This is a genomic window from Ectopseudomonas alcaliphila (assembly GCF_900101755.1).
GTDB classification, from domain to species: Bacteria; Pseudomonadota; Gammaproteobacteria; order Pseudomonadales; family Pseudomonadaceae; genus Aquipseudomonas; species Aquipseudomonas alcaliphila.
The window spans coordinates 1,531,621-1,544,902 of sequence record NZ_FNAE01000001.1 but is presented as its reverse complement, the minus strand read 5'-3'; the positions used below and the strand labels follow the sequence as shown (position 1 = coordinate 1,544,902).

The following is a 13,282-nucleotide window of genomic DNA, read 5'->3' as shown; positions in this document are numbered from 1 at the left end:
TCAAACCTGTGGCACTGACCATTCTCGGCCTGTCCGGCGCCCTCAGTCACGATCCGTCCGCTGCGCTGTACATCGACGGCAAGTTGATCGCGGCGGTGGAGGAGGAGCGCTTCGTGCGCGACAAGCACGCGAAGAACCGCATGCCCTATGAATCGGCCAAGTTCTGCCTGGAACAAGCCGGCATCAAACCGTCCGACGTCGACGTGGTGGCGATTCCCTTCGCCCCCATCAGCATCTTCGAGAAAGCTCGCTGGCAGTACGCCAAGCGTTACGCCTATGCGCCTGATCGCGCTCTCGATGCGATCCTGTTCGGCAACCGCCGTTACAAGCGCTACAAGAAGCGTATCGAGTGGTGCCTGGTGCAGCTCGGCTTCGACCTGAAGAAGGTCAAGATAGAGCCGGTCGAGCACCACCTGGCGCACGCCTCCAGCGCTTATCACTGCTCGGGCTTCAAGGAAAAGACCGCGATCCTCGGCATCGACGGCAAGGGCGAGTACGCCACCACCTTCTTCGGCTGGGGCGAGAACGGCAAGATCCACAAGATCAAGGAGTTCTTCGACCCGGACTCGCTGGGCGGTCTGTACGGTGCGATCACCGAGTACCTGGGCTTCGAGATGCTCGACGGCGAGTTCAAGGTCATGGGCATGGCGCCTTACGGTGACGCCGCCAAGTACGATTTCTCGCGCCTGGCCAAGTTCGAGAACGGCGAGCTGATCATCAACACCGAGTACGCCAACGTCATCGGCTTCCGTCGCTACAAGGAAAACGGCAAGGGCTACTACTTCTCGCCCAAGCTGATCGAATGGCTCGGACCCAAGCGCGAGGGTGACATCGCCGACGACCCCTACATCCATTACGCGGCCAGCATGCAGGCGCTGTTCGAGAAGCTGGCGCTGCAGATGATGGAGTACTACCTCGGCGACATCCTCAAGGAAACCGGCAAGATCGCCTTCGCTGGCGGCTGCGCGCTGAACGTCAAGCTGAACCAGAAGATCATCGCCCGCGATGACGTCAAGGAACTGTTCGTCCAGCCGGCTTCCGGTGATGCCGGCACTGCCGTCGGCGCCGCTGCCTACGTCTCGCATCAGCGCGGCGTGCCGGTGGAGAAGATGGAACACGTCTACCTCGGCCCTGCGTACAGCAACGAAGACGTCATTGCCGCCTGCGCCAAGCACCCGAGCCAGCCGGTGTTCAAACGCATCGACAATACCCCCGAGCGCATCGCCAGGATCATGGTCGACGGCAACCCGGTGGCCTGGTTCCAGGGCCGCATGGAGTTCGGCCCGCGCGCCCTCGGTGGCCGCTCGATTATCGGTTGCCCGAGCATTCCGGGTGTGGCTGACCGTATCAACGAGCAGATCAAGTTCCGCGAGCGCTGGAGACCCTTCTGCCCGTCGATGCTCGATACCGTGGCAGCGAAGATGCTCAAGGTCGATCATCCGAGCCCGTTCATGACCTTCACCTTCGAGGTGAACGAGGAATGGAAGGAGCGCGTTAGCGAAGTCGTGCATGAAGACGGCACCTCGCGCGCCCAGGTGCTGGAGCGCCGCTTCAACCCGCGCTGGTATGACCTGATGCTGGAGCTGGAGAAGCTCACCGGCAACGGCGTATCGCTGAACACCTCGCTCAACCGTCGCGGTGAGCCGATGATCTGCTCGCCGACCGATGCGCTGAACATGTTCTACGGCTCGGATCTGCAGTACCTGATCATGGAAGACGTACTTGTGGTCAAGGACGGCAAGGATTGGTATGACGGCATCTGAGCAGGCTTCTGGCCAGGCGCAGCGCTGGGTTCTGCAGTTCTGTCATGGTTATGACGGTCCTTTCCTGGATTGTGCACGGCAATATGCCGTGCTATTCCAAGGCACGCCCTACAAGGTCTGCACGGTCTACCTGACCGGCGCACCGTCGTCGGACGTCGAGCGTGGTTCGGCTTCCGACGAGGTAATTTTCCTCGATTATTCCAGTGCGCAGGTGCGCGGTCTCAAGTTGGGTGCAATCCGCGATTTCCGTCGGATCGCCGCCTCGCGTGATTTCGCCCTGTGCGTCGCCCATCGCTTCAAGCCGATCTATGTTGCGTTGCTCGGCAGCACGTTGCCGGTGATCGGCGTGCATCACGCCTTCGGTGACTACAAGCGCCGTTCGCGGCAACTGTTCGCCAACTTCTTTCGCAAGCGTCTAGCGTTGCTCGGTGTGTCCAACGCCGTGCGCGACGACATACGTGCCTGCCTGCCCGAGTGGCCGACGGAGCGCATCGAGACCTTGTACAACCGTATCGATGTCGAGGCGGTGCAGGCAGAGCAGGTATCTCGCGAGGCCGCTCGTGAACATCTGGGACTGCCGCAGGATGCCTGGGTCGTTGGCAACGTGGGGCGTCTGCATCCAGACAAGGATCAGGCCACGCTGATTCGCGGTTTCGCTCAGGCTTTGCCGCACCTGCCGGCAGGCAGCCTGCTGGCGATCATGGGCAGTGGCCGGTTGGAGAACCAGCTCAAAATCCTGGCGGCAGAGCTGGGTGTTCGCGAGTCGGTGCGCTTTCTCGGGCAGGTGCCAAATGGGCGGCGCTACTTCAAGGCGTTCGATGTGTTCGTGCTGACCTCTGATCATGAACCGTTCGGCATGGTGTTGTTGGAGGCGATAGCGGCAGGAGTGATGGTGCTGGCGACGGATTGTGGGGGGGCTCCCGAGGTGGTTGGCGAGCCCGAGGCGCTATTCGCGCTGGGGGACGATATGACATTGGCGTCTCGTCTGTCGGCTGCATCGAGTGCTGAGTTGAAACGAGTGGAGCATGCTGTGAAGGCCAGTTTCACGGACGAGGGCGGTTATGCTCGTTTCTGGTCTCTACCGTGTGTGGCCTCCCTAATGCCGTCGAGGACGCCATGATGGCTGAGCACGTATCCAGGCAACTGGTTTATCTGGTTTACGGAGGTAAACCCGAGTATCACCGGGAGGCCAAGTACAGCATTCTCTCTGCCCTGCATCATGCGCAGGGCAGCTGTCCTCGTATCCTGCTCTACACCGATGAACCCGCACAGTTCACTGGTTGGCCGGTCGATATTGTCGAACTCGATGCAGATACCTTGAAAGTCTGGACAGGCCCTGCGTCTTATCTGCATCGACGCAAGGCCGCTGCCATTCGTGATGCACTGAAGTATGCCGATCAGAGTATTTTCATCGATACGGATACCTTCTTTCTGGACTCTCCATTGAGGCTCTTCGAACGCTTGGCAAAGGCTCAGTGGCTCGTCGACGAAATCGAAGGTGTCTGGAGCGAGTGCAAGGGCGATGAGCTGCACACCGTGCTCTCGCCTTATTTATCAGAGCAGCATGGTGTTGATCAGCAGATGTTGCTGATCAACTCTGGGGTTCTGGGCTTTCAGGGCGCTGCCGCTCAGCTGATGGACAACACCTTGGCGTTGATCGATGTGATGCACCCAATGGTGCCGAGGATCCATATCATCGAGCAGTTCGCCGTCGGCGTTGCCGCCAGGCATCTGGGGCGGCCTGCGGAGTCCCGAGGGGTGATCAAGCATTACTTCTCGGGTAAGAACTATTGGCGTCACATGGTCGCTGCGTTCTTTCAGCGTCATGGTGACGCGTTTTCGGCGCATGCCATACAGGCGGTTCGCGAGGTGCCAACTGCAAAGCCCCGGCCTGCCTGGTGGCACCGTTTGAACTTTCGTTTGCGAAGTCTGTTCCTGCCCTCCCGAGCCCGCTCTCATGCCAAGCTGGCCTACTACGCTGCAGTGATGCGCGCCGATCCCTACGCTGAGGCCTGTGGTCATGGCTATGCAGAGGAGTTGCGACGCAAAGCCATTCCCGCAGGTGAAAGCCTGAGCATGCAGCCCTGGAGCAAGATATTGAGTGGGCAGCAGAAGCGGTATCTGGCGAGGCTGCTGGGTGAGGCTGCTTCAGGGAGCTCTCGTGATCTTTCCTAATCGCGTATTCGAGGTGTGCCTTTGAACGTGCTTTTTCTCGTCCAGGCCGAGCAACGAGCGATACTGGATCGACTGTACGACGGTATTGCACAAGCGTGCGATAGCTGTGATATCCGTTGGCTTAGCAGCGATGAACAAGCCAATCTGCAGCGTTACTTCCGTGAGCACGTGGATGTATCGCGTTACGACAGGATTCTCTTCTTTCTGCGTTTCAAGAAAGAAATGCGTCAATGGCGTTTTATTCGCACCCTGCCCAATCTGGTTATCCTGGAACACGACGCCTACCAGAACTACATCCCCTGCAAGTACACGGGCAAGTTCAGCGCGCATTACCGGCGGATGCCCTGGGTGCGCATCATCAGTTCCGGTGCACAGGTCAGCCAGCGTTTGCGCGATGAGGGCTTCGACGCCTGTTTCGTGCCAAAGGGCTATGACCAGGCGTTGCTCTCCTATCAGGGCCGGGAGCGGGATATCGAGTTGGCTTTCGTCGGCAGCACCAAGAGCGTGGCCTACAGTGGACGCAAGGCGCTACTCGATGAGCTCGGGCAGGTCGAGAATCTGCTCGTAACCAAGACCAAATCGGGTGAGGAGTATTGCGATACGCTCAACCGTATTCGCTTCTTCGTGAGTGCCGATGTCGGTATGGGCGAGTACATGATCAAGAATTTCGAGGCCATGGCATGCGGTTGTGTGCTGCTGGCCTATGACCAGGGTGAAGTTGAGAACGCAGCGCTGGGCCTTCGCGATATGCACAATGTCGTGCTTTACCGGACGGTGCACGAGTTGCGAGAAAAACTGGCCCATCTCAGGCAGAACCCTGAGCTGACGCTACGCATCGCCCGGTCTGGGCGTATGACTGCCGAAGCGCATTACGGTTTTCATCAGATCGGCCACAAGATCATTGATGTGATGCGGCCAGTCCTCAGACCCCCTAAGCGTCGCGCGGGTTGGCTGGCGTGGCTGGGGTTCTGATACGACATCTCGCACCCGTCCTCAGGTCCCCGTGTATCGTCCGGTGCGACCTGCAGTGACTGGAGAAGCGGTGGTGGAAGTGCAGTCATGAGGTTTTTGAGGGAGAGTGTGGGTGAGTCAGTCGGATCAAGTTGAAGGGGGGCAGTCGCAGACCTTGCCGCTCGTTTCGGTCATCGTCGCGTCCTATAATCACGCGCCATATATCGAGGCCTGTATTCGCAGTGTGATGGGGCAGACCTACCGCAATGTCGAATTGCTGGTCATCGACGACGGTTCGAACGACGACAGCGTCGAGCGTATCAGCCGCCTGCAGGCTGAATACGGCTTTGATTTCCAGGTCCAGCAGAACGCCGGGCTGAGCCGAACGCTCAACAGCGCGATCACCAGAAGCCGTGGCAGTCTCATCGTTCCCTTCGGCTCAGACGACATCATGCGTCCCGAGCGCTTGGCGGTACAGGTCGAATACATGCAGGGTAAGCCCGAGGTGGGAATCTGCTCGGCCAACATTGACATCATCGATGCCCAGGGTAACCCACTCCCGGAAAGAGAGCAGAAACAACGCAATTTGCCGTTCCGGCGCCTTAACTTCGACGATCTTTTTCTGGACCTCAAGCCGGGACCACAGGCCGCTACACTGATGTTCCGGCGCGAGGCGCTGGATGCGGTAGGAGGCTTCGATCCAGAGATTCGTCTGGAGGACGTCTATATCTGTCTGAGCATTCTCAGGGCAGGCTACTTGATTGATATCCTGCCGCAGGTGCTGGCTGATTATCGCAAGCATGAAAGTAACACCTACAAGCATTTGCGCTTCATGGTGGAGAACATGCTCAAGACCTATGCGAAGTTCGCCGATCATCCAGCTTATGCCAGTGTCAGGCTAAAGTACCTGACGTCGATGTTTCTCAAATCCTCGAGTCGCGACAAGGCGCTCGCACGTGAGCTACTCGCCGAACTGCCGTTGCATACCTGGAATGCCAAGGTCGCCCGGGGTATCTGGCGGATGTGGTTCTCTTGAGAAAGGTAGTGGGAACTGCGAACTAACACTCTCAGGGAATAGGTATTTGATCAATGTGGCTTGAACGACTTTATCGGGGTTACCAGCACTACTGGTTGCCATTGGCACTTTTGTTGTTGCTGACCGGTATGTTCTGGGTGGGCGATCGCTCGCTTTATCACAAACTGTATTATTTGACGCTGGCAGCGCCGACATTACTACTGTTGCTGTGTCGCCCGCATCGGTTCGCGTTCCTGTGCAGTGAGCCGCTGTTTCTTCTGTTCGTCGGGTTTGCGCTGTATGTGATGCTGTCGCTGAACTGGTCGCCGGCGCCCATCGATTACTCCAAACTCAAGCACCCACTGTATATCGGCATGTTGATCGTTGCAGTTGCCGCGCTGGGCGAAAGTGACATGCGTCGGCTTGTCGGGGTAGTGGCACTGGCCAGTCTGTTCGCCGTGCTCGCCGCGTTGGTCACAATTACGGCCCACTTCGCTGGGCCTTTGTCCGGATACCGTCTTGAGGGGGTAGGTGCGCTTTACAACCCGCTACTGACTTCGCATGTCTACGGATTTTTTGCTGTCGTCTGGTTGGCTGCACTGGTGGCATCGCCCAGGCTTTGGGCGATCAAGCTGCTGTTGTTCCTCGCGCTGGTATTCCTTCTGTTCCTGACTGGTTCGCGTACACCCTTTATGGCACTTGGCGTCTGTACGGCATGGCTGGTCGTCATGGTGTCTGATCGACGCGTCATCTGGCTTGCGTTGGCTCTAGGAGTCACCGTCGCAATCGGACTCTGGTTCTTCGATTCGGCGTTGCTTGAGCGCGGACTATCCTATCGGCCGCTGATCTGGGCCGACGCCTGGAGACAGATACTTCCGGCTCTATGGTTTGGTCATGGCTACGATGCCGGTATCGATATCGTCATCGTTAGCCTCAATGTGTTGTTAGCGGATCCGCACAACTTGACGCTGGGCGTGGTCTATCAAACAGGCCTTGTAGGTGGTGCTATGTGGCTGGCTATCTACGTCTACAGCCTACTAAGTGCCTGGCGTTTGCGTGGTTCTGGCTTGGTTCTGATCAGTTCGACACTTTTGGTATTCGGCTTCGCCGCCGGAATGACCGAAGGCGGTTCGTTCATGTCGAGGCCAAAAGAGCACTGGTTTTTGATCTGGATTCCCTTGGCAATTCACTTGGCAGTACTGCGCAAGATCAAAGCCGACAGGTTGCGGGCGGAAATGGCCGGTTAGGGTGCGAGCACTTGTTCGCAGAGGGCAGTAAACGGGAATTGTGGCATCAAGTGGTTGTGCTTCAGGTAGCGTTCGAAGTGGGCCAGGTTGCGCTGCACCTTGGCGCGAGGTAGTGGGCCTGACTGGAATTTCAGGTCCGCTATATCGATGAGGCCCAGTTGCCCATCTTCCGTCAATACGATGTTGCCCAGGTGCATGGAGCGGAAATAAATACCCTTACCGTGCAGATCCCTGAAAAGTTTCACAAGTTCCTGCAGCAGTGCAGGCGTCAGCTCTCTTTGCTGCTCGTAGATGGTCTTTAATGTGATGCCGGCCAGGGCTTGATAGCGCACGGCCGTCCATCCGGCCTTGGGCAGCCTGAACAGCTCTTGCGGCGTGACTGTGGGGATGCCGAGTCGTTGCAGTCGCTGCGCGTTGCGCCAGAATCGCAGCGAGTAGGGGGTCAGCAACGCTGAGGAGATCAAGCGCTTACGCCTGAATAGCTTGAGGTAGTCGCCATTGCTCAGCAGATAAACCTTTGGGCCGTAGCTGTCTTCTTCTATGCTGCGTGCATCGACTACGAGTTGTTCGAAGGCGGCTTGTGATAGGACTTGTACTGTCGGCTTGGTCATAGGGCTGCTAGGGCGGTTCAGCTTCTGCACTGCTTCAGCCTCTCAGTCAATGTCGCCCGGGCGGCGTATTTGAACAAGATGCTGAGAGAGCTCCGGGTGAAATTGGCCAGCCAGGGTACGCAAAATCGGATGATTCAGCCACCGCTTTAATGTACTCGCGTCGAGCCGTTGGCCTTTTCGGCGCTCCGCGTTTTCTAGGGCTTTTTCCCACCAGACTGGCGTGCAGGCGCGGTCGAACTCGTTCGGGTAGTGATAGCAGCCGTAGAGCGACTCGCGTATGAATTGACGCTGTTGCGCTGGAACGGCGAGCGAGACGAACTTGTGCAGATTGCGCAATAGCCGCGGTGGACGGGGTACCCTGGCATTGACCTGGATCGCGTCAGCGAGCGCCTCGTCGCTCATGGGTGCCTGTTGATGCTTGTTATTCCAGGCCATGATCTTGGCTCTGAACTGCGCCTTTCGGCTCCAGTAATGATGCAGTAGGTCCGGGCATTGCTCTAGTCTGAGGTGTCCGTGCGCTGCCACGGCTAGGCAGATTTCCTCGAACGTATAGACCTGATGTGCTGTGCATTGCAGCTCATCCATCAGTTCAATGGATCTGTCGAGGAGTCCGGCGTCATCGGTATGCAGGCCGATGACGCCGGAGTTCGTCTGTCGCAGCGAGGTGTCCAGGAGACCCTTGCGTTCAAGTGCCGCCATGAACGCGGCTGAATGGTCGCTGTCGACGAGACGTTGACCAATACTGTTGCATAGCAACTGACCTGGAAGAATGCGCTCGAACAGCCGGCTTGGAGAGTCATGGAAGAATGTGTCGGTATCGACCAGGGCAGCGACTTTATGTCGACGAAGGACTTCCCGCAGTGCGGCATGCTTAATACGAAAAGGGTAGCCGTGCGGGCCGTTCCATTGCGGTTCTATGGGGTGCGTGGCTACTGGAAGTGCTGAAAAGAAATGTGGCGCATCGGTGAAGACTCGGATGTCCCAGTCAGGGAGAGTGCCTCGCGCAAGCGATGAAACGATGCTGAATATCGCCTCCCGCTGGTAAATCTCCGCGCCGAACGCGAGGTAGAGAAGTTGTGGGCGATTACTCATGGCACGCTCCGGTGCCGGGCGAGCGATACCTGGTTTAGTGAGCTTCATGGCGTGTGCAGTTTCGTCGCCGGGATGGATCTCTTTGGCACGAGAATTTTGTCCTCGCTAGTCGAGTTTTGCTAGCAAGGTTGAATACTGCCGGTAAGGTTGTGGCAATTTGATTTCGCTACCAAGCACTATCTTTCCTGTCTGCATTCGTCTGTTCGCATCAAGCGTGCTCAAAGCCCTAGATTTTTAAGCGTGCCGGACTGTTACAATCCGCCCCTTGCTAATCCTGCCAGTGCATGAGGCGAGCCGAATGGCCAATTCCAACCAGCAATCCAGCATGAAGGTGTATCTGCGATTGCTGCGCTACGTGGTTCCCTACTGGGGCCTTTTCACCATCAGTCTTCTGGGCTTCCTGATCTTCGCCTCCACTCAGCCGATGCTGGGCTACATCCTCAAGTATTTCGTCGATGGACTGTCCAATCCCGAGGCCAGTCTGTTCGCGGGCGTGCCCTGGCTGTTGGAGCATGCGCCTTGGCTAGCGCACCTGAAGCTGCTGCAGGCGGTGCCATTGCTGATCGTGCTGATCGCATTGTGGCAGGGTATTGGCTCTTTCCTTGGCAACTACTACCTGGCCAAGGTCTCTATGGGGCTGGTACAGGACTTGCGCATCGCGCTGTTCAACAACCTGCTGACGCTACCCAACCGCTACTTCGATAACCACAACTCCGGTCATCTGATCTCGCGTATCACCTACAACGTGACCATGGTCACCGGTGCGGCTACCGATGCGATCAAGGTTGTCGTTCGTGAGGGTATGACGGTGATCTTTCTGTTCGCCACCCTGTTGTGGATGAACTGGAAACTGACGTTGGTGATGGTGGCGATCCTGCCTGTCATCGGTCTGATGGTGACCAGTACCAGCAAGAAATTCCGTAAGCAGAGCAAAAAGATCCAGAGCAGCATGGGCGATGTCACCCACGTCACCTCCGAAAGCATCCAGGGCTACCGTGTGGTGCGCAGTTTTGGTGGCGAAGACTATGAGAAGCAGCGCTTCTTCGATGCCAGTGAGGAGAACAAGAACAAGCAACTGAAGATGGTGCGCACTGGCGCCGTCTATACGCCTTCGCTGCAACTGGTTATCTACAGTGCCATGGCCGTGCTGATGTTTCTTGTCCTGTGGCTGCGCGGCGATGCCTCGGCGGGGGATCTGGTGGCTTACATCACGCTGGCGGGCCTGCTGCCCAAGCCGATTCGCCAACTGTCCGAGGTCAGCTCGACCATCCAGAAAGGTGTGGCGGGTGCCGAGAGCATTTTCGAGCAGCTCGACGAGGAGCCGGAGGTCGACCGCGGCACCCAGGAGCGCGAGCGCATCAACGGCCGACTGGAAGTAAAGGCGCTGAGCTTCAGCTACCCCGGCTCGGATAAACCTGTTCTGAACAATATTTCCTTCGTTGCCGAACCGGGGCAGATGGTGGCGCTGGTCGGGCGTTCCGGTAGCGGCAAGTCGACCCTGGCCAACCTGATTCCGCGGTTCTATCACCACGAGCAGGGCAGCATCCTGCTCGACGGGGTGGATGTGGAGGATTACACCCTGCGCAACCTGCGCCGGCACATCGCCCTGGTCACCCAGCACGTCACCCTGTTCAACGACACGGTGCGCAACAACATTGCCTATGGCGATCTGGCCGGCGCACCGCTCGAAGCCGTTCAGCAGGCGGCGGGCGATGCTTATGCCGCCGAGTTCATCGAGAAGATGCCGCAGGGCTACGACACCCTGGTCGGTGAGAATGGCGTGCTGCTCTCCGGCGGCCAGCGTCAGCGCCTGGCTATCGCCCGCGCGCTGCTCAAGGATGCGCCTGTGCTGATTCTCGACGAGGCCACTTCGGCACTGGATACCGAATCCGAGCGACATATCCAGGCCGCGCTGGACCAAGTGATGCAGGGTCGCACCACCTTGGTGATCGCGCACCGCCTGACCACCATCGAGAAGGCCGATCTGATTCTGGTGATGGATCAGGGGCAGATCGTCGAGCGCGGCGGTCATGCCGAGCTGCTGGCGCAGAACGGCTACTACGCGCGGCTGCACGCCAAGCAGTTCGAGGATGGCAGCCAGCCTGCTGCGGTCGAGCAGGACGCCTGATGCTTAGCCGTCTGCAATTCTGGCGTGAGCGCGGCTGGACGCCGATTAGCGCCGCCGATTATGCCGAGGCCTGGTCGCGTTTCGGTGGCAGCGTCGCCACCCATCCCGACGTGGTGGCGCGTCTGGCTGATCTGGCTGGCATTCCCGTGCGCTACCTGGGGTGGTGGGTCGATGGCCAATTGAAGGCGGCGATGCCGACCTGGGGCCGGCACCTGGCGCTGTCCAAGGATGTGCTGAAGAAGCGGGGACAGCGCGGCATCTTCGATCTGGGTAATGCCGAGATCATTCTGCCTATTGCCCAGGATGCGCGCGTGCAGGTGCAGCACTCCATGGGCTATGTTTCCGAGCTCAACGCGGCGCAGATCACCTCGCTGCGCGAGCAGCCCGAAGGGCTGGCGTTGGCTCGCGAGCCGGAGCAATACAGCAAGAAATTTCGCTACAACCAGCGCCGCGAGCAGCGTCTGCTGGAGGAGGCGGGCGGGGTGATCCGGCCGATGCTGGAGCTGACGGCGCAAGAACAGGCGCGCATCTACGCTGATCTGTTCCAGCGTCGCTGGGGTTTCGAGGCCACAGGAAAAGAACATCTGGCCGAGGTGTTTAGCCGGCTGCGCGAGTTCATGACCGGCTCGCTGATCTATCTGAACGACGAACCGGTGGCGATCCAGGTGCTCTATCGGGTCGAAGCGCCACAGTGGGTCAGTCTGGAATACATCAACGGCGGGGTCGATCCGCAGCAGCGCGACTTCAGCCCCGGTAGCGTGCTCAGTTTCGTCAACACGCAAAGCGAATGGGAGCATGCGCGGGCGCTGGGCAAGCCGCTGCGTTACTCCTTCGGGCGGGCCGACCGCGAATACAAGGATCGCTGGTGCAACCGGGTACCGGTCTATCAGGTGTGAAGCGATGAACGGACGCAAGCAACAGCTGCTCAAGCGCCATCGGCGTAACAAGCGTATCGCCCTGCTGGTCGCCCTGCTGGCCCTGCTGTTGGTGGGTGTGTTCGTCGCCTGGTGGCTGCCGCTTCTGCTGGTGGTTCTGGGCTGGGTGGTGCACGAGGCCTGGTTCGCCGATCACCTGTTCTATTCGCCGCGCGACGATTACCGCTACGACTTCCCGGGCGATTGCCTGAGCGTACCGGTGCGCATTGAGCAGGGCGTGCTGCATGTCGACGCCGATCTGGAAGGCTATGACACCCGGCTCCTCGAACTGCGGCTGACGGCGACCTGGCTGGGGCGCTGGCTCGATCCCCATGTGCTGCTCGGCAATGATCGTCAGGATTTCGAACGTGGCGTGTCCGGACGGCGCTACCTCAATCTCTCCGGGATGCAGGCGGGCGGTTTGGCAGTCGTGCCGCGCTTCTGCCGCATCGACGGCGAGGTGCGCCTGCATGCCATGCGCAACCCCGACTTCACTGCGCAGCGCTTGCTGATCATCGCGCCGCACGCCGATGACGCTGAGCTGGCCGCCTTTGGCCAATACAGCCGCGCGGCCGATGTCGCCATCGTCACCCTGACCCAGGGCGAGATCGAGGCGCAGTCCTACCAGCGACTTGGTCTGGACGAGGCCGCTGCTGCTCGCCTCAAGGGCCGTCTGCGCGCCTGGGACAGCCTGGCTGCGCCGCTCTGGGGCGGTGTCGCTCAAGAGCGTTGCGTGCAGCTCGGTTATTACTGCCTGCAACTGCCAGCCATGGCTGAGCAACCGCAAACGCCGTTCGGCTCGCGTGAGTCGGGCGAGAGCGATGTGCGCAGCGTGCGCCAGCACAACCCGTTGACGCTGCCAGCCGACAGCGATGGTCAACCGACCTGGGACAACCTGGTCGCCGACTTGGCTGCCGTGATCGAGCATTACCGTCCCGAAGTGCTGCTAACGCCGCACCCGGAACTCGACCCGCATCACGACCATGTCGCCAGTACACGCGCTGTACTGGAGGCCTGCGAACGCACGAGTTGGCAGCCGAAGACCCTGTTGCTCTACGCCAACCACCTGCATGACAACGACCGCTGGCCGATGGGCCCGGCGGGCAACGGTATTGCCCTGCCTCCAGCCATCACTGCACTGCCGGCCGACCGTCTGTGGAGCCCGACGCTGGATGCCGAGCGGCAACTGGACAAGGCCATGGCCCTGGGCCTGCAACACGACCTGCAAGGTTCGCTGCCGCTGAAAAAACGTCTGCGCCGGCTGATCCAGCACGCGCTGGCTGGGCGCCGCTGGCCCGCCTCCGGCGAAGATGAATTCTTCCGCAAGGCCGTGCGCCGCCATGAGCTGTTCTGGGTGCGCCTGCGTTGAGCGGCGCGCCGTATGCA

11 protein-coding genes are annotated in these 13,282 nt (G+C 59.3%); 9 read left to right on the top strand and 2 right to left on the bottom strand.

The window, feature by feature from the left end; genetic code table 11:
- Positions 1 to 8 precede the first annotated feature (8 nt).
- The 6 genes from BLR77_RS07300 to BLR77_RS07275 all read left to right on the top strand — a co-directional run bounded on the left by BLR77_RS07300 (position 9) and on the right by BLR77_RS07275 (position 7,151).
- Complete coding sequence (locus BLR77_RS07300) at positions 9 to 1,763, top strand: carbamoyltransferase family protein (protein ID WP_074676330.1); 1,755 nt, start codon at positions 9 to 11, stop codon at positions 1,761 to 1,763.
- Positions 1,750 to 2,883: a glycosyltransferase gene (locus BLR77_RS07295; RefSeq protein ID WP_074676328.1), complete on the top strand. Its 1,134-nt coding sequence runs from the start codon at positions 1,750 to 1,752 to the stop codon at positions 2,881 to 2,883. The genes BLR77_RS07300 and BLR77_RS07295 overlap by 14 nt, the downstream gene beginning before the upstream one ends.
- The gene (locus BLR77_RS07290; protein ID WP_074676326.1) at positions 2,883 to 3,938 is read left to right on the top strand and encodes a hypothetical protein; all 1,056 of its coding nucleotides are present in this window, start codon (positions 2,883 to 2,885) and stop codon (positions 3,936 to 3,938) included. Before BLR77_RS07295 ends, BLR77_RS07290 begins: the two co-directional genes overlap by 1 nt.
- Before the next feature lie 21 nt (positions 3,939 to 3,959).
- Positions 3,960 to 4,910 (top strand): glycosyltransferase, encoded by a 951-nt coding sequence (locus BLR77_RS07285; protein WP_074676324.1) that lies wholly within the window; start codon positions 3,960 to 3,962, stop codon positions 4,908 to 4,910.
- A 112-nt stretch (positions 4,911 to 5,022) separates the two neighbouring features.
- Positions 5,023 to 5,925 (top strand): glycosyltransferase family 2 protein, encoded by a 903-nt coding sequence (locus BLR77_RS07280; RefSeq protein WP_074676322.1) that lies wholly within the window; start codon positions 5,023 to 5,025, stop codon positions 5,923 to 5,925.
- Positions 5,926 to 5,978: 53 nt separating this feature from the next.
- The gene (locus BLR77_RS07275) at positions 5,979 to 7,151 is read left to right on the top strand and encodes an O-antigen ligase family protein (protein WP_074676320.1); all 1,173 of its coding nucleotides are present in this window, start codon (positions 5,979 to 5,981) and stop codon (positions 7,149 to 7,151) included.
- Here the strand turns inward: BLR77_RS07275 and BLR77_RS07270 are convergent.
- Entirely contained in the window at positions 7,148 to 7,762 is a 615-nt protein-coding gene (locus tag BLR77_RS07270; protein WP_074676318.1) for a BUD32 family EKC/KEOPS complex subunit, read from the bottom strand. The two genes, BLR77_RS07275 and BLR77_RS07270, sit on opposite strands and share 4 nt — an antisense overlap.
- A gap of 42 nt (positions 7,763 to 7,804) precedes the next feature.
- Entirely contained in the window at positions 7,805 to 8,854 is a 1,050-nt protein-coding gene (locus BLR77_RS07265; protein ID WP_083366029.1) for a hypothetical protein, read from the bottom strand.
- A gap of 298 nt (positions 8,855 to 9,152) precedes the next feature.
- On the opposite strand from BLR77_RS07265, the gene msbA reads away from it, so the two are divergent.
- Genes msbA through BLR77_RS07250 form a run of 3 tightly spaced genes read left to right on the top strand, consistent with a single transcriptional unit; the run spans position 9,153 to position 13,265 of the window.
- The gene (msbA, locus tag BLR77_RS07260; RefSeq protein WP_074676315.1) at positions 9,153 to 10,982 is read left to right on the top strand and encodes a lipid A export permease/ATP-binding protein MsbA; all 1,830 of its coding nucleotides are present in this window, start codon (positions 9,153 to 9,155) and stop codon (positions 10,980 to 10,982) included.
- The gene (locus BLR77_RS07255; protein ID WP_074676314.1) at positions 10,982 to 11,878 is read left to right on the top strand and encodes a GNAT family N-acetyltransferase; all 897 of its coding nucleotides are present in this window, start codon (positions 10,982 to 10,984) and stop codon (positions 11,876 to 11,878) included. Before msbA ends, BLR77_RS07255 begins: the two co-directional genes overlap by 1 nt.
- A gap of 4 nt (positions 11,879 to 11,882) precedes the next feature.
- On the top strand, positions 11,883 to 13,265 hold the full coding sequence (locus BLR77_RS07250; protein ID WP_074676312.1) for a PIG-L deacetylase family protein: 1,383 nt from the start codon (positions 11,883 to 11,885) through the stop codon (positions 13,263 to 13,265).
- The last annotated feature ends 17 nt before the right edge of the window (positions 13,266 to 13,282 follow it).